Raw genomic sequence first — 16,872 nt, forward strand, 5'->3', positions numbered from 1 at the left:
AACAATCACCGGGGATAGCTGCAACGGCCGACTGGAGCGTCTGGATTACTATCGGCTAATCTTTGGCCACCATGACCTCGGTGGACTTGACGATGGCGGTCACCATGTCGCCAACTTTTAGATCCATCGAGGCGGCGGAGGTGCGGGAGATGAGGCTGACAATCTCCAGGCCGTTGACATCGATGATCACCTCGGCCATGACCGTGCCCAGTCTGACGTTCTTGATCTTGCCTTTGAACTGGTTGCGCGCGCTGATCATAAACGGCCTCCTGAAATCTGCTGAGATTATTGTACTACCTGAATGCTAGTCCCGGCGGCCAAACGACAGCGCCGCCAGAGCTATAAAGACCAAACCGATGCCGGCGATGATCACCAGGTCCTGGCTGAAACTGAGGCTCCGCCCGAAGAGGCGGACGCCGAAGGCGGCGGCGGCCTCGCCGCCCAGCAGCAGGTGGCGGACGGCGTCGACGCCGTAGGTTAAAGGGTTGATCTTGGCCAGGGCGGCCAGCCAGCCGGGCACGTTGTTGAGCGGGAAGAAAGCCCCGGAGGCGAACATGGTGGGGAAAACCACCAGCTGGGTGGCCATCTGGAAGCCGGACATGCTGCGCATGCCGGAGGCGATGAGCAGCCCGAGGCCGGAGATGGACAGCGAAATAAGTATCAGCACCGGCATCAGTTGCGCCACGGCGCCGAGGCTCAGCTCGACGCCGACTATCGGCGCCAGGACGAGCAGGATCATGCCCTGGAACAGGGCGATAACCGCCGTCCCCAGCGCCTTGCCGAAGACGATGCCGTGCCTGGGCAGCGGCGCTACCAGCACCTCTTTCAGGAAGCCGAACTCGCGGTCCCAGACAATGGACAGGCCGCTCTGGAGCGATGTCTGGAAGGCGATCAGGGCGACGATGCCGGGGTACATGAACTGCAGGAAATCCACGCCGGGCATCAGCGCGCCGATGGTGCGCGAGAAGCCGGAACCGAGGACGAACAGGAACAGCACCGGCATGGCGAAGGAGGAAAAGACCCTCGCCCCGTCAGAATAGAAGCGGATGAGCTCCCGGTAGGCGGTGACCCAGACGGAACGGAACAGCCCGGCCATCTAGCGCCGCCTCGAAGACGCCCAGGCGTTGTGCCGCAGGCGCATATTGTCCATGGAGTTCAATTCTTCCGCCCGGATCTCCCGGCCGGTGTATTTCAGGAAGACGTCGTCCAGTGTCGGCCGGCGCAGCGACACCCCCTGGATCTGGCCGGAAAAACTCCTGATCAGTTCCGGCAGGAAAGCCTCGCCGTTGGCCACCGAAAAATGGACGTGCCCGTCCTGGACGTGGCCCTCGATGCCGTGCTTCTGCCTGATTTCCTCTATCGCGGCGGCGTTGTCGGCGGTGCGCAGGGTGATGACGTCGCCGCCGACGGCGTCCTTGAGGCGCCGCGGCGTGTCCAGGGCGATTATCCTGCCGTGGTCGATGATGCCGATGCGGTCACAGTTGAGGTCGGCTTCGTCCATGTAGTGGGTGGTCATGAAGATGGTGATGCCGATCTGGCGGCGCAGTTCGTGGATATAACTCCAGATCTTGTTGCGGGTCTGCGGGTCCAGGCCGATGGTCGGCTCGTCGAGGAACAGCACCCTGGGATGGTGCAGCAGCCCCCGGGCGATCTCCAGGCGGCGGCGCATGCCCCCGGAATAGGTGCGGGTGCGGTCTTTGCGCCTGGGCCAGAGTTCCACCATCTCCATTAGCGACTGCAGGCGCTCTTCACGGACTTCGGCCGGGACGCCGTAGGCGTAGGCGTGAAAGCGCAGGTTCTGTTCGGCGCTCATATAATCATCCAGGGTGGTGTCCTGGAATACCAGCCCGATGGAGGAGCGCACCTGGTCGGTCTGGCTGACGACGTCGTAGCCGTTGACCGCCGCCCGGCCGGAGGTGGGTTTCAGCAGGGTGCACAGCATGTTGATGGTGGTGGTCTTGCCGGCGCCGTTGGGTCCAAGGAATCCGAAAACCTCGCCCTGCCTCACCTCGAAGGATACGCGGTCCACGGCGGTCAGGTTCTTGAATTTCCGGGTGAGGTCCTTGACTTCAATGATGTTGCCGGTGTTTTCAGGCATGGTCAAAGGATATTATGCCTTTTCGGCGGCAGTTTTGCTAACCAGCTGGGATAGGTAATTCTCCGCGGCCTTCTCCCCCCTGGCGATGGCCTCGCCGGCAAGTCCGAAGTCCTCCAGGTGGATGCCTGTCATATCCGGTTCGATGAGGGCGTCGGCGTCCCGGGCGCCGGCCTCGGCCAGGTGAGCCGAGGCGATGTATATCACCTGTTCGGCCACGCGGAACATGTTGGGCGGTACCCGCCGTTTGTCCGCCGCCCGTCGGGGCGGCAGAATGCCTAAGTTCTTCAGGACGTTCACAGCGATAACCTTATCCGCGCCCAGCGCCCGCGCCGGGTTGACTGGCAGCGGGTCGCACAGCCCGCCGTCGACTAAATAGCGGCGGCCCAGCCGGGGCACCTTGAACACCAGCGGCAGGGACATGCTGGCCAGCACCGCGTCCAGAACTCTGCCCCGGGTGAAAACCACTTCCTCGCCGGAAATCAGATCGGTGGCGACGCAGGCGAACGGCCGCTGCAGTTCTGAAAAATCCAGGTCGCCGATGATCTCCTTCAATTTTTCCCGGATGCGGCGGGTGCCGGAGAGGCCGCTGGTCTTGAACGGGTTGAAATCGAACAGGCGCACCAGCTTAGGCCAGGTCAGGTCCAGGGCGTAGGCTTTGAGTTCCGCCGCCGAGGCGCCGCGGGCATAGGCGGCGCCGACAATGGCGCCCATGGACGTCCCGGCCAGCATATCAACCTGGATGTTTTCTCGCTCCAGCACTCCGATGACGCCGACGTGGGCCAGGCCGCGGGCGGCGCCCCCGGACAGGGCCAGCCCCAGTTTCACGCCGCCGCCCCCGGCGGCTCGACATGAGGTATCAGCCTGATGGACACCGGTTCGAAGCGGGATCGGCACCATTCCTCGGAAAGCAGGGTCATGAAGTAAGTATCCTGCCACTGGCCGTATTTGAAGACGTCGCGTCGCAGCTGCCCGTCAACGATGAAGCCGTTCTTCTCCAGCGCCCGGCGCGAAGCCATGTTGTCGGCAAAGACGGTCGAGGATACACGGACGCAGTCCAGGCAGGTGAAGGCGAAGTAGCAGGCCAGGCCGATAGCCTCGGTCATGTAGCCCCGGTTCCAGAAGGGGATGCCCAGCCAGTAGCCCAGGTCGGCCGAATTGGGGTAGTACGGCAGCTTGACACTGATGCTGCCGGCGAACTCCGGGCCGGCCAGCGGTTCGATGGCGAAACGGTAGCCCCTGCCCTGCCGCATTTCCTCCGGAAAATCCTCAGCGTAGCGGCGGGCGAATTCGGTTTTGTCCGTCGGGCCGTCCCACAGCAGCCATTTCAGGATTTCCCGGTTATCATGAACCAGGTCCCAGGCGGCATCGGCGTCGGCCGCGGTCATCGGCCGCAGCTTGATTTCACGGCCGACGATTTCGATGTCATCGTAACCCTGGTTATGGACGGGTGGCTGCGGTCTGGTCATGACGGCGTGCTCCTCACCTTTTTATTCCGCTGGTCGAATCGAAATGTAAGTAAAGAGCCAGCCAAAAAAGCGGCGCTGAAAAGAGAGCCAAGAGTACCGTAGTACGTCGGTGAATCCTTCGAGAACAAGAATGGGATTGAGGCCAGAAGTGTGGCAATCCCCAAGTCGAATGCATATTTGATTCCCGCTGGCCATTTCCAGCTCGCCAGCCCTGTCATGAGGAACGCTCCACCAGCCACTCCAGTAAGCCAATTCCCGATGACGATAGATGCGAATAGAACAGCTATAGCAGTCAGTAACATCATCGCAACCCCGGTCTGACGGCCCATGCCCCTTTCCTTAGTCCCGTTTCCATTCGTGAAACGCGGATTGGATTATGTCCACAAGTCCTCAATCTCCTTTTCGGTCACCTTCGCAGCCTGCTCGCCCCAGTCGCCGTAGCTCTGGCCGTATTCCCGCGGCACGAAAGCCACGGGCATGGGCACGGCGTGGCCGAAGATGAGCGCCTGCTGCCGCGCCGAGAGCTTGGCCAGCACGTTTTTAAGTTCGCCCTTGCCGGAGACACCGGACAGCACGGCGTCGATGTCGCGCTCTGAATCGAGCAGGCACGTAATTTTTGTGCCCAGCTGGCTCATGATCTCCTCGTCGATGCCTGAGGGCCGCTGGTCGATGATTAAAAGCGTCACCGAGTACTTGCGCATCTCCCGGGCGATGGTGCCGAAAATGGTTTGACTGGCGACGGCCGGATTAAGGAACTTGTGCGCTTCCTCGATGGTGATGACCAGCGGCGTCGGGTAGCCGGCGTCCGCGGCGATGGCCTTCTCCGTCCGGTCGCGGTAGCGGGCGTAGATGCGCCGGGTCAGCATATTGGCCACCAGGATATAGGCGGTGATGTCGGTGTAGCGGCCGAACTCCAGCACGACGTGCTTGCCGGATTCGAGATAGGCCAGGATGCGCTCGACGACGTCGCCCGGGGCATTCGATGAGATGAATGGCAGTCGCTGAATGGTATTTAAGCCGCGCCGCAGGTTCTGAAAGGTGCTCTCGTGGATCTTCAACTCTTCCAGGGTCTCGGAGTCCTCGATCTTCTGGGCCGCGGCGATCCAGCCCCGGCCGTAATGCCGCCGCAGCTGGTAGACGGCCTCTACCGCCTGGTCGGTCAGGTTCAACGCCTGCCGCAGCAGCGAGATATCCTCCGGCTCAATCTCCTCGAAGCCGATCTGCACCACGTAGTCGGTGGAAACGCCGCGGGCGCGGGAGTTCTGCTCGTCCAGGGTGAAGACAGCCACTTTGGACGGGAATAATTGCTTCAGCGCCTTGACCTGCCGCTTCTTTTCGCTTGTACCCGCCCAGCCGTACTCGGAGTGCATGTCAAAGACCAGGTTGACCGCCGCCGACTTCTGCAGCAGGCCGATCAAGAGCATCCGCGTCAGGAAGGTCTTGCCGGTGCCGCTTTTGCCGAAGATGCCGTTCGACCTTTTGGCTAACGTCGGCAAATCGAGACACAGTTTCACCTCCATATCCAGCGGGTTGCCGATCCAGAACTTCTCTTTGTCTTCTTTGCCGAAGACCGACTCGATATCCTCGGCTGAGGCTTCTTTGACGATCGAAAAATGGCTCGGAATCGTCTTGACCGGTTGAGCGCCCTCGACGATGGATTTAGCGTCGCCGCCGATGGTGAGGTAGGGGGCGACGTGCAGTGAGCCGTAAGCCGAAGTACCTGACAGCACCTCGGACAGGAAATCATCGCCCGACGGCGGCGACACGGTCAGGTTGAGGTCGGTGACCCCCAGCGAAACGTCGGTGATCATGCCGAAGAACCGCCGCTTCTTGCCCTCGATGGTGACGTAGCGGCCGACGGCCATGTCCTCGATGGATGACCCACCGTCGAGCTTGACCTCGATGCCTTTGTTGAGCGAGCCGGCAGTGACGATGCCCAGTTTTTCGGTCATGCGGCCAGCCTTTCCAGGATGGATTTCAGCCGATTATAGTCTGCTGAAAACAGCTGCGCCAGCGCCCTGCCGGCCGCCACCAGGAATTTCCGCCGCTCCTCTCCCTTGTAGGATGTGGCGATGCGCCTCAACGCAGCGGCTGTCATCTCCTCTGGCGATACATTCGTCTGCGCCGAGAGTAGCAGGTTGATAAACCCCGTTTTCTGCGAGAATGCCCTGACCTCGGCGTCGTCGCAGGCGTAAACGAATCCGTGGAGGCGGGCCGGCCGCGGCGGCAGGTAGTGTTTCACCTCGCCGTCGACCTGGTGCCCGACGATTACTGCCGCAACCTCGCACCGCAGCAGTTTTTCAAGCTGCGGATTGGCCTGGAAGATGGCTTCCTCAGTCTCGATATTCTTGCCGCGGGCTACCGGCTTTCGCCCCGGTTCCAGCGACGTAGTCGAGACATAGGCCACGACGGCGTAAACGGTCATTCCATTAATCGACGTTTTCACGAGTGACCCCAGTGCCGGGGCGGCGTTCAGGTCATAGCACTGGGCGGTGAAGCCGGTGCTGGAGGTTTCGATGACCTCGGCGAGTTTTGAGTTATCAGGCAAATGACGGCTCCTTGAAGGTTATTCCAGTTTGGCCTGCCTCGAGGCTGCGCTTTTCATCATCGGGTTAGCTTCGACGAAAGCCGCGGGATAGAACATCGTTTTGGTGCCGGTGTGGGAATAAACGTAGCGGTCGTCCACCGGATTGGCGGCGTCGACCAGCATCTTTTTGAGTGTCCACTGCGCCCTGCCGCCCTCTATGGGCTGGAGCTTCTTCTTGATCATTAGCTCCCGCAGGTAATCATTGAAATCGGCATAGGTTACAAAGCCGCGTTTGGCCGCCGCTTCACGGGCTACGGTCAGGACCCTCGCTTTATCCAGTTCGCGCATCGTTCGCTCCTTTCACCGAAGAGGAAACTAGATCCACCTCGCTTTTTTGGAGAAGCTCTTGGCTGATACGGCGGAGGCCAGGCCTCGGTCGGCCAGATAGGCGTCTATCACCTCGTAGAAGACCTCCCGGTCGGCGCCGGTGACCACCGCCTGCTCGTGGGCTTCGGAGAGGGCCACAGGGTAGCCGTGGCCCTTCTTCACCTGTTCCAGGACTAAGGTATGGATTAGGCCGACTCGGCCAGGGTCGCTTGCCAGCCACACCGGCAGCTCGACGCGGGCTATCTCATCCTCAAGTTTGAGATAGAAAAAGCAGATGCGGTGCTCGCCGTAGTACTGGCTGATAACTTTTGAGGTGCTCTCGAAAATGGCCGACCGTTCGCCGGCGGCCAGGAACCTCCCAAAAAGCTCGGCGTCAGATACGCCGGAAACCGGGTCGCACGGCCTTTCGCCGTACCCCAGCTTGCCGCAGTGGCGGTCGCAGTTGGCCGGTTCGTAGGGGCAGAGGGTCAGGCGCAGGGTGTTGACAACCTCCTCGCCGCCGGGGGACGAGATGTAGGAGGCCACTCCAAGGGGGCGCTCGGCGCACAGGCTTTGGAACGCCGACAGGCATTTCAGGTATCCTTCGTCGAGGAGTTCGCGGATGACGTAAGCCTCATAATTTGACGTCGTCAGGTTCCAGCGGATGAGCGTGCCGTCGGCCAGCGCCAGGGCCGGTCTCTCCAGCGGCAGAGCTGCCGCCAGCGCCGCCAGGGCAGCGCACTCCTCGACATCCCGCTTGATGCCCAGCAGCGGGCCCTTGACCGGGACCCGCCCGGCGCCGCCCGGATCGGCGATGACCAGGTCGGATTCATCGGAGAGGAGCCGCGGCCGGCTGTCGAGCCAGGCGTCGGCCTCGGCGCCGTAGTCCAGGCGCACCGTGCCGATATTGATCAGGGAACAGGACGTGGAGTAGTTGCGGTCAACGTCTATATGCGAGCCGTCGGCGGCTATAACGGAGTAAGCCGCCGGGGGGCTGGCGGGGGAGTGCCGTTCGTCCAGGGTTGTCAAGGGGGCGGCCAGGAGGAAACTTGTCCGGCTGAGGCGTACCTTGTCGCGCAGAGCGGCCGGGTCGCCGGCGCTGCCCAGCTGTTCGGCGGCGGCCGCCAGGCGGGCGCGGCGCTCGGCGCCGTTTTCGGCCAGCTTTTCGGCCATGGCGTTGATCTGGGCGGCGACCCTGGTGAGGTCCAGCGACACGTTTAAGTCCCCCGGCCCGATTATTCGGACTTAGTATAGTTTATGCGGTAAACAGGGACAACCCCTCGCCTGAAATTCGAAGCTCGGACATCGAAATCAGAAAATGAATCCGGGTTTCAAAAAGGAAAGGTCAAAACGCTTCGCGCGGCAGGCGGGAGATCATATCCCGCAGCTTGGCGCCGGCGTTGCCGATGACCGGCGGGCCGTGGCCGCCGAACAGGGCATAAAAATCCAGCCCGGCGATCTTTTTCATCGAATCGGTCGCCTGCCGCAGGTTCACGGCGGTCGGCTTGGACGGCGGCAGCAGCCGGTCACGGGCGTGGGTGCGCAGGGCGTCGCCGGTGAAGATAAGTTTCCGCGGTTCGTAGAGGCAGATGCTGCCGGGGGTATGGCCGGGTACATGGACCACCTCGTAAACTCCGATAACGTCACCCTCGTTCAGCAGCAGGTCAGGCTCTATCCGGGCGCAGCGGCTCATCTTCGGGAAGACGCCGGACAGCCAGCGCAGGCCACCGGGCAGGTTGGCTTTTTCCGCCATGAACGGCACCTCGGCGGCATGAAGGGCGATGGAAGCGCCGGTCAGCTTCTTAAGCTCCGCCGCCGAGCCGGCGTGGTCTATGTCGGCATGGGTCAGGACGATATATTTGAGTTTATCAGCCACGCCCAGGGTCTGGGCGCGGCGGAGGATGTGGTGGGCGTTGCCGGTCGAACCGGTGTCAATGATAAAAGCGTATCCGGTCTCCATCACCAGCCAGGAGTTGCCGCCGATGACGCCTTTCAGCCAGTGGATGCCGGGGAAGATTTCCATACGCCGCCCATAATAGTCTTTCGCCCGGCGGCGGGCAAGGGGCAAAGGCGGGTTATTCATGCTACAATATTCGCCATCGCTTCAAGGAGGCTTACACATGCCGTCGGTAGATGTGGTCAGCGCGGTGGACCTGCAGGCACTGGACAACGCCATCAACAACGTCAAGCGGGACATCACCACCCGCTACGATTTCCGCAACATCAAGTCCGAGGTTTCTTTGAACCGCAAGGAGAAGACCATCCACTTGGAATCCGCCGACGACCTTAAGGTCAAGGCCATGACCGAGATGCTCATCGGCCAGGTCATCCGCTTCGGCCTGGACGCCAAGTGCCTGGACTTCGGCAAAATGGAGTCCACCGCCCAGGGCGGCGCCGAAATGACAGTCAAGATCAAAGAGGGCATCCCGCGGGAGCTTGCCCAGAAGATGGTGAAATTCATCAAAGGCCTGAAGGTTAAGGTGGAACCGGCCATCCAGGAAGACCAGCTCCGGATCACCGGCAAGCAGATTGACGACCTTCAGGCGGTCATGGCCCAGCTCAGAGCCCAGGACTATGATATCCCGCTTCAGTTCGTGAATATGAAGCGGTAGGCCGCGATGCTGGCGCTTCTGGCTTCCGTCTTCGTCATCTCGCTGTCCGGCGCCCTGATGCCCGGGCCGATGTTCGCCACAGTGCTGGCTAAAAGCTACAAGTCACCGTGGGCCGGCGCCCAGGCCTCGATGGGACACGCCGTCGTCGAGGTGCCTCTCATCCTGCTCATCTACTTCGGCGCCGCCGCTTTTTTCGACCAGGCCGCGGTCAGGTTCATCCTCGGCGTCGCCGGCGGCGGCATGGTGGTGTGGATGGGCGTCGGCATGTTCCGCGCCCGCAAATCCATCGCCTCCGGGCAGAAGGACACCCGCTACAACGCCTTCACCGCCGGCATCATGCTTTCGGCGGGCAATCCGTTCTTCATTCTGTGGTGGGCGACCGTTGGAGCCCTCCTGGTGCTGCAGGCGGCTGAATTCGGCTCAGGCGGCCTCTGGGCGCTAATCCTGACCCACTGGTCAACTGATTTGATCTGGCTTTCGGTTGTCTCCGGGCTGGTGTACAAGACCCACCGGCTGTGGGCCCCGGCCTTCCAGACGGCGGTGTTCACCGCTTGCTCGCTGCTGCTCATCGGCTTTGGCGGCTGGTTCATCGTTTCCGGCTTGCAGGCGGTTATTTGATGCGCTTATTTCAGAACGGATTATGACCGCCCGGAAAATCTCCGTTCGTCCTGAGCCTGTCGAAGGATGAACGGAGCACAAACAACCAAACGAGATACTTCTGGGTTTATATTCTAAGGTGTTCGGATGGCAGTTATTACACCGGACATACGGATAACCTCGAAGTCCGAATGTACGCTCATTATAACGGCACAATCCAAAGTTGTTACACGTTTAAGCGCCGCCCTTTGGCCCTGGTTTTCAGCCAGGAATTTTCAACTCGGGAAGAAGCCCTTTCGGTGGAACGAAGGATTAAGGGGTGGACCCGAAAGAAGAAGGAAGCCATGATCCGGGGCGATTGGGTCGAGGTGTCACGCCTGTCCAAGTCATCCGTTCATGGTTCGACAAGCTCACCACGAACGGATGAAAATGTTGAATTCCGTTTGGCCTGACGCGTCATGGCCGGGAGTCGAATAAGTGGCAAGGTCTAACCCATAAAGACCGTTTGTCCTGAACCTGTCGGAGGATGAACGGTCTGCGGTATATTCCTTCGCCTGGTTCGACAAGCTGACCGCGAACGGATTAATATGGTACTGACCCAAGGTAATCCCGGGAGGCGCGTATGAACGTCCGCGATATCTACAACAAAAAAGGCATCGTTTTCAGCTTCGAACTGTTCCCGCCCAAGACCGAGGAAGCGGCCGAAGAGCTGTTCACCACCATCAAAGACCTCAAGCCGCTGGAGCTTTCCTGCGTCTCCGTGACCTACGGCGCCGGCGGCTCGACGCGGGAACTGACCCATGACCTGCTCGTCCGCATCCACAAGGAGACCGATCTCACCGTCATCTCCCACCTGACCTGTGTCGGCTCGACGCGGCAGGAGATCTGCCAGATTCTGGAAAAATACCGCGCATCAGGCATCGAAAACATCCTCGCCCTCCGCGGCGACCCGCCCAAGGGGCAGACCAGCTTCGTGCCGGAGGTCGGCGGCTTCAGCTACGCCATCGAGCTGGTCCGGTTCATCAAAGACAATTTTCCGGAGATGGGCGTCGGCGTGGCCGGCTACCCGGAAGGCCACCCCCAGACCCCCAACCGCCTCACCGAGATCCAGTACCTGAAGGCCAAGGTGGACGCCGGGGCGGACTATATCTGCACCCAGCTTTTCTTCGACAACCGCGACTTCTATGATTTTCGCGAGCGCTGTGCCCTGGCCGGCATCGACGTGCCCATCGTCGCCGGCATCTCGCCTATCACCTCGGTCAAGATGATGAGAAGAATGGCCGACCTGGCCGCCGGCACCCATTTCCCGGCGCCGCTCTTACGCGCCATCGAACGGGCGGAGAACGAGGAGTGCGTCAGGGACGTGGGCGTCCATTGGGCGGCGGAGCAGGTGCGGGACCTGGTGGACAAGGGCGTTGACGGCATCCACTTCTACACTCTGAACAAGTCCGACGCCACCCTTCAGATCTACAAATCGCTGGGCGTTACAAGTTCCAAGAAACTAGCGTAGGCTATCATCGCTCAAGGGGTGCTCGCGCCAGCGTTTCCACCGTCTTCTCAACCCGCCGCGCCCGGGTCTCTGGCTTCTTCGCCTCGGTGATGTGCTCGACGTATTCCTTCTGGTGGCTGTAAGGCAGTTTGTTGAAATGGTCCCGGGCGGCCGGCCGGCTGTCCAGGGCTGTCGACAGGTCGGCTGGGATCTCCACGGCGCGTTCTTCGGAATCCATTTCCATCGTAACATGAATCGTGTCGCCGGTGGTTTTGCCCAGTGCTTTTCTCATCCCGGCGCTCAGGCCTATGACATGGCCGCCTGTCATGGGCTGGATGGTGCCCCGGTACTCCCGGTTATCGAACGTGCCCTTGACGGCCACTCGGGCCCTGGTGCCGAACACCTCTTTCACGTCGAACGGCACGTGGATATAAGCAGCCTTTGGGGCGTCGGGCGGGCTCTGGATGACGGCGTCGAACTCAGGCATCGGGGTTGCGGTCTCGGCCATACCATACCCTAACATTTCACGGTATTCAAGCCGCTTCACACTTGCGGGTAAACGCTGCCGCCTCTCCAAATTGTCATTCCCGCGCAAGCGGGAATCCATGGGGGTCGAATCGAGGGGCTCGCAGGGGGCGACTCACACCTTGCTCGTTTTCAATGCGACCGATAAAAAAATATGCGTCGAAAAACGACAAAAGTCGCTTGACGGAACACTGAACCGGGGTGCTATAATACCCGCCCGATGTACAGAACAAATGCTCTATCAGGCGCCGGGCACTTGACCGCGGCCGGCGGCGGCCGTCAGTCCCGGCTCGGATCGGCGCCTTGTTGTTTATTGTTGGGAGTGACTCGTTCTTGAAAACGAACCTTGCGTTCAGACCTAATTTAGAAGCTGTGACTCGTTTCGCAATAAAGTACTATGTCGTCGCAAAAACGAACCGCAGTTCACCTGTGATGCGCGGGAGAGTCGTTCCTTTCGTTTTCGAAAACGCCGGATTCCGGCTATGCCTGCCGCAGCATGCGCACAATTTCACCAAGCTTCGGTGTCTTGCCGTACATCAGCAGGAAAGCGCGGAAGACCTTAGCGGACAGAAGCAGCAGCCCTACAGTAGTGGCTGCCATGAGAGCCATGCTGGCGCCGATCTGCCAGAACGGAATCTCTGTAGCGCCGATGCGGATGATGGTAGCGATAGGCGCGGTGAACGGAAAGAGCGTCAGGAAAACCGCCGCCGGGTGGTCCGGGTTTTCCACCAGAAAGACCAGCCCCCACAGCGGCGATACCGCCAGCAGGCTGAAGATGGTGGCCAGCTGCTGGCTTTCCCGCACGGTGGAAGTAATGGAGCCGACGGCGGCCATGATAATGGCATACAGCAGGTATCCCAGGATAAAATACGCCAGGGCGACAGTGACAAAGTAGACCGACACCTCCAGCGCCCCCAGGATATCGGCAAAATTCTGGGAAGCCATATCGGCCAGGAAACGGGCAGACAGCAGCCACACCGCCATCTGCGCCAGCCCGGCGGCGCCCAGCCCCAGCACCTTACCGGTGATAAGCTCCCTGGCAGATACCGAAGACAGCAGCACCTCCATGACCCGGTTCTCCTTCTCCTCGGCCAGGCCTTGCAGCAGGTAGCCGGAGGAGGTGAAGATAGCCATGACCAAGAGGATGCTGAACAGGTACGGCAGGACCAGCGCCGCGAAGCCGCCCTGGTCCTCGGACGGCAGGCCGGTCTCCGGGTCAACGAGGATGCTGGAAAGGTTCAGAGGCACTTTTGCGCGGTCCAGCAGGTCCGGGGAGACCGCCGGGCCGAGCAGGTTGTCCAGCAGGAAGTCGCGGATGGCAACGAAGCGGTCGCCTGGCACTTCCAGTTCGCGGGACGGCGTGAAGCGGGCGACAGCGCCGCTGTCGAGGTAGTTCGGGTCGATGACGATATATTCGGCGATGTCTCCGGCGACAAGGGTGCTGTTGGCCGCCTCGATCGACTCAAAGCGGATGAACTTGATGAAGCCCTGCTCCTCGTGGCCGGCGATGACTGATGACGGGTCGACGTAACCGATTTCCACCGTCTCGGCCGGGCCAGGCTCGCCGCCGCCGGTGATGGCGGACAGGATTTCGCCGCCGGCGATGAAGACCAGGGCCAGCAGCGGGATGGCCAGGGTCATGATGATGAAGCCGGTGCGCCGGATGAGGGTCATGAATTCATGCTTGAAGATGATGGCGGTCTTGTTCATGGCTTCTTCACCACCCGGACGAAGATTTCATCGAGCGAGGGTAAAGCCACCTCAAAGCGCTCTACCGGGATGCTGCTTTGTACCAGAAGCTCTAAGATAGTCTGCGGCTCGGTGGCTCCATCCAGTTCAAGTTCGAAAGCCGGCCCGACGGCCCGCCGCTCGACGACGCCTGGCAGCGCTCCAGGCAGCGGGACAGGGCTTTCGATGATGACGGCATGGCTTTTATACTGGCGGCGGATGTCGGTCAACGCCCCGTAAAGGACCTGCTGGCCTTTGTTGATCATGAACAGCCGGTCGCACATTTCCTGGACCTCGTTCATGCGGTGGGTCGACAGGATAATGGCTTTGCCCTCGGCGCGGAGTTCCTTGATGGTCGTCTTGAGCAGGCGGGAGTTGACCGGGTCCAAACCGGCGAAAGGCTCGTCCAGGATGACCAGCCCCGGGTCGTGGGCGACGGTGACGACGAACTGGATGAGCTGGCCCATGCCCTTGGACAACTCCTCGATCTTCTTATGCCGGTGGTCGTAAAGGTCGAACTTCTTGAGCAGCGCTTGGGCGCGGCCGGCGGCGGCGGCGCGGTCGGCACCCTTGAGGGAAGCCAAATAGGCGATGGTATCCATGATGCGGAGTTTGCGGTACAGGCCGCGTTCCTCAGGCAGGTAGCCGATGCAGTTCTTGGACTTTTCGGCAAGATGCTCGCCCATGATGAGGATATCGCCGGAGTCCGGTTTGATGATATCCATCATCATCCGGATGGTGGTGGATTTGCCGGCGCCGTTGGGACCGATCAAGGCGAATATCTCTCCGGGGTTGACCTCGAACGATACCCCGTCCACCACCTTTTTCTCGCCGTAGGTCTTGGTGACGCCTGAAAGTTTTACTGCCTGCATGGTACCTCAACAATTACCCATTCGGTCATGGATGTGGAACCAATGATATTTGAATTGGATTCGGATGACAACCGCCGCCGGAACAGGAAAAAGCTGCCCATTAAACCAGCAGCCGGGGGATTACCCCGGCTGCTGTGGAGCAACGAAGACTTTTCGAGACTACTCTTTTTTGGCTTCGGCGCCTTCGGCGGCCGCAGCCGCTTCGGTTCCGGCCGGGGCGCCCTCGGCGGTCGGGGTGACTACCTCGGCCTCTTCAGCCTTGACCGAAATCTCGGAAACCTTTGCCACCAGCTGATCGCCGTCGGTCAGTATGGTGACCGCAGGATCGACGACCAAATCGCGGACGTGGATGGCGTCGTCGAGGTTTTCCAGCGTAGATAGGTTGACGCTGATAGTGGCCGGCAGTTTGGCCGGCAGGCTTTCAACTTCGATATGACCCATCGGGTGGACCAGGATGCGCCCCTTGGTCTTCAGCGCCGGAGCATCGCCGGTCAGGTGCAGCGGGATCTCGGCTTTAATTGGTTCATCCATATTCACCTGGTAGAAATCAACGTGCAGCAGGTCACCGCCGACGGGGGTCCGCTGGATTTCGCGGACGAAAGCCATGCGCGTTTTCTTGCCGCCGGCTTCCAGGGCTACCAGGCGGGTGGTGCCGGCCACGGCGATGACGCGCTCCAGTTCGCTGGTAGCGGCCTGAAGGGATTCCGAAGCCAGGTTGTGGCCGAAAAGATGGCATGGGGTGACGCCGGAACGGCGCAGGAAACGAGTCTTTTTACCGGTAGTGACTCGCGGTGAGAGCTTAACAGCTATTTTATCCATGAAAAGTTGACCTCCCTTAATTCAACAAACAAATGGTAATTAAAACAGAACCGGGTCGTTCCAGTCAACTAGAAACGTTATGTCAATCGCCGCGGTGGTAAAAGGGTGGGCGCCCCGGCTATAATAGTCCCTCTGCGGAGGTGTCATATCGTCGCCAACAGATCCGAGCGTTTTGCTTTTTACTCCCATCTGGGCGGCGCGGCCGCTTTTGTTATCGGTTTGCTGGTGCTGCTCGCCCTGACATGGGGCCGCTGGGACTACCTGGCGGTGATCACCGTTTACGGCGTGGCGGCTTCAATCCTGTTTTCCTTCAGCGCCGTTTATCATGCCCTCAAGCGAAAGGATAATGAGACCTCCATCTGGCGCAAACTGGATCACATAGCTATCTTCATCATGATCGCCGGTAGCTACACGCCGCTGGTTTATATCTACCTCGACGGCGCCTGGCGGTGGAGCATGATCGTCATTCCCTGGTCTTTAGTGGCTTTCGGCGTCTTTTTTAAGCTGTTCTGGATCCGGGCGCCGCGGGTGATTTCGCCGATTATGTACCTGGGCATGGGGTGGCTGGCGCTGGTGCCTCTCAGGGAATTGTGGCTCTCCATGCCGCCCCCCGCTTTCTGGGGCCTCGTCGCCGGCGGCGTCGCCTACAGCATCGGCGCTGTTATTTATGCCCTGAAACGCCCCAACCCTTTTCCGGGCGTCTTCGGCTTTCACGACATCTTCCACCTGTGGATCATCATCGGGGCGCTCATCCACTTCGGCGTCGTCCTGGGCGCGGTGCTCTAAACCGGGGAAAACCTCGAAATTACTCAAGCTTATGCTATAATCTCTAACGGCGCCGGGATGGCGGAACTGGCAGACGCAGCGGACTTAAAATCCGCCGACTTCGGTCGTGTGGGTTCGATCCCCTCTCCCGGCACCACCCAATATCGGTCTATGAGAGGCAACCGATGAAGAAGCGAACTCTGCTGATCGTTGTTTGTCTAATGCTGGCGCTGCTGGTGGCCGGCTGCGCCGCCGGCGCCAACCTGGCTGAAGACGTGCCGGTGAGCGGCGGCACGCTGGACGGTTTCTGGTCAGGGTTGTGGCACGGCTTCATCTCGCCGTTTACCTTCATCATCTCGCTGTTCTCCGATTCGGTGAACATTTACGAGGTGCATAACAACGGCGGCTGGTACAATTTCGGGTTTGTTTTCGGCTGCAGCATCATTTTCGGCGGCCCGGCCCGGGCTTCGAAGTCAAAAAAGAATTAGCGAAAGATTCTCGTCGGCGCTGTAAAAAAAGGGCGCCGGGCGGGTTCAGAATATAGTTTCCACCTGTTCCGGCGGCGCGCCGGCGGCTGTTTTCTCTGTTTTCGGCTTACTCGAGAACCGCGCCTTTAGCCCCGCGTACCACCTTTGCCACCAGGGGGTCCGGGGCGGTCTGCCGTCGGTGACCTGTTTCAACTGGCTTTCAAGTTGACGGATGCGCTCGGTCGCCGCTCCGAGCTGGGCGGCCAGCGCCAGGTTTTTCTCCTGCAGATCGCGAAGCACTGCCACGGCTTCCGAGGAGGCGCCGGCGAAGGGATCATGCCTGTCGAGGGCGGTAAAATTATCCGGGGTTTCAAGTTTTTTTAGATCGTCCGGCAGTTCCCGGATACGATATTCCTCGCCGAAAGGGCCGTTGACCAGATCAGCCCGCAGTTTGCCGGCCTTGATATAGCGGCGGATGGTGCGCGTCGAGACGCCCAACTTGGCGGCGGCCTGGGGAATGGTGAAGCTGGGCATACTGTTC

Annotated in this window: 22 protein-coding genes and 1 tRNA gene; 7 read left to right on the forward strand and 16 right to left on the reverse strand. The window is 60.5% G+C overall.

Annotated features, from left to right (window positions below; translation table 11 throughout):
• Positions 1-55: 55 nt before the first annotated feature.
• From ABV300_RS01310 to ABV300_RS01360, 11 genes are all read right to left on the reverse strand, one after another.
• Entirely contained in the window at positions 56-259 is a 204-nt protein-coding gene (locus tag ABV300_RS01310; RefSeq protein WP_353714768.1) for a TOBE domain-containing protein, read from the reverse strand.
• A 45-nt stretch (positions 260-304) separates the two neighbouring features.
• Positions 305-1,096: an ABC transporter permease gene (locus tag ABV300_RS01315; protein WP_353714769.1), complete on the reverse strand. Its 792-nt coding sequence runs from the start codon at positions 1,094-1,096 to the stop codon at positions 305-307.
• Complete coding sequence (locus ABV300_RS01320) at positions 1,097-2,098, reverse strand: ATP-binding cassette domain-containing protein (protein WP_353714770.1); 1,002 nt, start codon at positions 2,096-2,098, stop codon at positions 1,097-1,099.
• A 12-nt stretch (positions 2,099-2,110) separates the two neighbouring features.
• The gene (locus ABV300_RS01325; protein WP_353714771.1) at positions 2,111-2,923 is read right to left on the reverse strand and encodes a patatin-like phospholipase family protein; all 813 of its coding nucleotides are present in this window, start codon (positions 2,921-2,923) and stop codon (positions 2,111-2,113) included.
• On the reverse strand, positions 2,920-3,564 hold the full coding sequence (locus ABV300_RS01330) for a GNAT family protein (RefSeq protein ID WP_353714772.1): 645 nt from the start codon (positions 3,562-3,564) through the stop codon (positions 2,920-2,922). The genes ABV300_RS01325 and ABV300_RS01330 overlap by 4 nt, the downstream gene beginning before the upstream one ends.
• Entirely contained in the window at positions 3,561-3,893 is a 333-nt protein-coding gene (locus tag ABV300_RS01335) for a hypothetical protein (RefSeq protein WP_353714773.1), read from the reverse strand. The genes ABV300_RS01330 and ABV300_RS01335 overlap by 4 nt, the downstream gene beginning before the upstream one ends.
• A gap of 45 nt (positions 3,894-3,938) precedes the next feature.
• Positions 3,939-5,516: an ATP-binding protein gene (locus tag ABV300_RS01340; RefSeq protein WP_353714774.1), complete on the reverse strand. Its 1,578-nt coding sequence runs from the start codon at positions 5,514-5,516 to the stop codon at positions 3,939-3,941.
• A complete protein-coding gene (locus ABV300_RS01345; protein WP_353714775.1) occupies positions 5,513-6,112 on the reverse strand; it encodes a hypothetical protein in 600 nt (199 codons plus the stop codon). The genes ABV300_RS01340 and ABV300_RS01345 overlap by 4 nt, the downstream gene beginning before the upstream one ends.
• An 18-nt stretch (positions 6,113-6,130) precedes the next feature.
• On the reverse strand, positions 6,131-6,439 hold the full coding sequence (locus ABV300_RS01350; protein WP_353714776.1) for a hypothetical protein: 309 nt from the start codon (positions 6,437-6,439) through the stop codon (positions 6,131-6,133).
• A gap of 27 nt (positions 6,440-6,466) precedes the next feature.
• Complete coding sequence (locus ABV300_RS01355; RefSeq protein WP_353714777.1) at positions 6,467-7,672, reverse strand: DNA double-strand break repair nuclease NurA; 1,206 nt, start codon at positions 7,670-7,672, stop codon at positions 6,467-6,469.
• Between the two features lie 130 nt (positions 7,673-7,802).
• Positions 7,803-8,540 carry an MBL fold metallo-hydrolase gene (locus ABV300_RS01360; protein WP_353714778.1) on the reverse strand — a complete coding sequence of 246 codons (738 nt, stop codon included), beginning with the start codon at positions 8,538-8,540 and terminating at the stop codon, positions 7,803-7,805.
• A gap of 37 nt (positions 8,541-8,577) precedes the next feature.
• Here ABV300_RS01360 and ABV300_RS01365 point away from each other — a divergent pair, with 37 nt between their 5' ends.
• From ABV300_RS01365 to metF, 4 genes are all read left to right on the forward strand, one after another.
• Positions 8,578-9,069, forward strand: coding sequence for a YajQ family cyclic di-GMP-binding protein (locus ABV300_RS01365; RefSeq protein WP_353714779.1), 492 nt, complete (start codon positions 8,578-8,580; stop codon positions 9,067-9,069).
• A gap of 6 nt (positions 9,070-9,075) precedes the next feature.
• A complete protein-coding gene (locus ABV300_RS01370) occupies positions 9,076-9,687 on the forward strand; it encodes a LysE family transporter (RefSeq protein WP_353714780.1) in 612 nt (203 codons plus the stop codon).
• A gap of 56 nt (positions 9,688-9,743) precedes the next feature.
• Positions 9,744-10,118, forward strand: a complete 375-nt coding sequence (locus ABV300_RS01375; RefSeq protein ID WP_353715343.1) for a GIY-YIG nuclease family protein — start codon at positions 9,744-9,746, stop codon at positions 10,116-10,118.
• A gap of 170 nt (positions 10,119-10,288) precedes the next feature.
• Complete coding sequence (gene metF, locus ABV300_RS01380; protein WP_353714781.1) at positions 10,289-11,176, forward strand: methylenetetrahydrofolate reductase [NAD(P)H]; 888 nt, start codon at positions 10,289-10,291, stop codon at positions 11,174-11,176.
• A gap of 4 nt (positions 11,177-11,180) precedes the next feature.
• On the opposite strand, the gene ABV300_RS01385 is transcribed toward metF, so the two are convergent.
• The 4 genes from ABV300_RS01385 to ABV300_RS01400 all read right to left on the reverse strand — a co-directional run bounded on the left by ABV300_RS01385 (position 11,181) and on the right by ABV300_RS01400 (position 15,099).
• Positions 11,181-11,663 carry a YdeI/OmpD-associated family protein gene (locus ABV300_RS01385; RefSeq protein WP_353714782.1) on the reverse strand — a complete coding sequence of 161 codons (483 nt, stop codon included), beginning with the start codon at positions 11,661-11,663 and terminating at the stop codon, positions 11,181-11,183.
• 497 nt (positions 11,664-12,160) lie between these two features.
• Complete coding sequence (locus ABV300_RS01390) at positions 12,161-13,390, reverse strand: ABC transporter permease (RefSeq protein WP_353714783.1); 1,230 nt, start codon at positions 13,388-13,390, stop codon at positions 12,161-12,163.
• Entirely contained in the window at positions 13,387-14,280 is an 894-nt protein-coding gene (locus tag ABV300_RS01395) for an ATP-binding cassette domain-containing protein (protein WP_353714784.1), read from the reverse strand. Before ABV300_RS01395 ends, ABV300_RS01390 begins: the two co-directional genes overlap by 4 nt.
• Positions 14,281-14,439: 159 nt before the next feature.
• Positions 14,440-15,099 (reverse strand): 50S ribosomal protein L25, encoded by a 660-nt coding sequence (locus ABV300_RS01400; protein WP_353714785.1) that lies wholly within the window; start codon positions 15,097-15,099, stop codon positions 14,440-14,442.
• Positions 15,100-15,204: 105 nt separating this feature from the next.
• Between ABV300_RS01400 and ABV300_RS01405 the strand changes: the two genes are divergently transcribed.
• The 3 genes from ABV300_RS01405 (at position 15,205) to ABV300_RS01415 (ending at position 16,352) form a co-directional block, all read left to right on the forward strand.
• On the forward strand, positions 15,205-15,885 hold the full coding sequence (locus ABV300_RS01405) for a hemolysin III family protein (RefSeq protein WP_353714786.1): 681 nt from the start codon (positions 15,205-15,207) through the stop codon (positions 15,883-15,885).
• A gap of 51 nt (positions 15,886-15,936) precedes the next feature.
• Positions 15,937-16,021, forward strand: a tRNA-Leu gene (locus ABV300_RS01410).
• Between the two features lie 28 nt (positions 16,022-16,049).
• Entirely contained in the window at positions 16,050-16,352 is a 303-nt protein-coding gene (locus ABV300_RS01415; RefSeq protein ID WP_353714787.1) for a hypothetical protein, read from the forward strand.
• A 45-nt stretch (positions 16,353-16,397) separates the two neighbouring features.
• Here the strand turns inward: ABV300_RS01415 and ABV300_RS01420 are convergent, their stop codons facing one another.
• Positions 16,398-16,865: a helix-turn-helix domain-containing protein gene (locus ABV300_RS01420; protein ID WP_353714788.1), complete on the reverse strand. Its 468-nt coding sequence runs from the start codon at positions 16,863-16,865 to the stop codon at positions 16,398-16,400.
• Positions 16,866-16,872 lie beyond the last annotated feature (7 nt).

Origin of the sequence: Dehalogenimonas sp. 4OHTPN (assembly GCF_040448695.1) — a bacterium.
Classification (GTDB): Bacteria; Chloroflexota; Dehalococcoidia; order Dehalococcoidales; family Dehalococcoidaceae; genus Dehalogenimonas.

Excerpts from the sequence above, each read along its gene's own strand:
- ABV300_RS01310 (WP_353714768.1), bottom strand. The coding sequence starts at position 259 with ATGATCAGCGCGCGCAACCAGTTCAAAGGCAAGATCAAGAACGTCAGA.
- ABV300_RS01315 (WP_353714769.1), bottom strand. The coding sequence starts at position 1,096 with ATGGCCGGGCTGTTCCGTTCCGTCTGGGTCACCGCCTACCGGGAGCTC.
- ABV300_RS01320 (WP_353714770.1), bottom strand. The coding sequence starts at position 2,098 with ATGCCTGAAAACACCGGCAACATCATTGAAGTCAAGGACCTCACCCGG.
- ABV300_RS01330 (WP_353714772.1), bottom strand. The coding sequence starts at position 3,564 with ATGACCAGACCGCAGCCACCCGTCCATAACCAGGGTTACGATGACATC.
- ABV300_RS01335 (WP_353714773.1), bottom strand. The coding sequence starts at position 3,893 with ATGGGCCGTCAGACCGGGGTTGCGATGATGTTACTGACTGCTATAGCT.
- ABV300_RS01340 (WP_353714774.1), bottom strand. The coding sequence starts at position 5,516 with ATGACCGAAAAACTGGGCATCGTCACTGCCGGCTCGCTCAACAAAGGC.
- ABV300_RS01350 (WP_353714776.1), bottom strand. The coding sequence starts at position 6,439 with ATGCGCGAACTGGATAAAGCGAGGGTCCTGACCGTAGCCCGTGAAGCG.
- ABV300_RS01360 (WP_353714778.1), bottom strand. The coding sequence starts at position 8,540 with ATGAATAACCCGCCTTTGCCCCTTGCCCGCCGCCGGGCGAAAGACTAT.
- ABV300_RS01365 (WP_353714779.1), top strand. The coding sequence starts at position 8,578 with ATGCCGTCGGTAGATGTGGTCAGCGCGGTGGACCTGCAGGCACTGGAC.
- ABV300_RS01370 (WP_353714780.1), top strand. The coding sequence starts at position 9,076 with ATGCTGGCGCTTCTGGCTTCCGTCTTCGTCATCTCGCTGTCCGGCGCC.
- metF (WP_353714781.1), top strand. The coding sequence starts at position 10,289 with ATGAACGTCCGCGATATCTACAACAAAAAAGGCATCGTTTTCAGCTTC.
- ABV300_RS01385 (WP_353714782.1), bottom strand. The coding sequence starts at position 11,663 with ATGGCCGAGACCGCAACCCCGATGCCTGAGTTCGACGCCGTCATCCAG.
- ABV300_RS01390 (WP_353714783.1), bottom strand. The coding sequence starts at position 13,390 with ATGAACAAGACCGCCATCATCTTCAAGCATGAATTCATGACCCTCATC.
- ABV300_RS01395 (WP_353714784.1), bottom strand. The coding sequence starts at position 14,280 with ATGCAGGCAGTAAAACTTTCAGGCGTCACCAAGACCTACGGCGAGAAA.
- ABV300_RS01400 (WP_353714785.1), bottom strand. The coding sequence starts at position 15,099 with ATGGATAAAATAGCTGTTAAGCTCTCACCGCGAGTCACTACCGGTAAA.
- ABV300_RS01415 (WP_353714787.1), top strand. The coding sequence starts at position 16,050 with ATGAAGAAGCGAACTCTGCTGATCGTTGTTTGTCTAATGCTGGCGCTG.
- ABV300_RS01420 (WP_353714788.1), bottom strand. The coding sequence starts at position 16,865 with ATGCCCAGCTTCACCATTCCCCAGGCCGCCGCCAAGTTGGGCGTCTCG.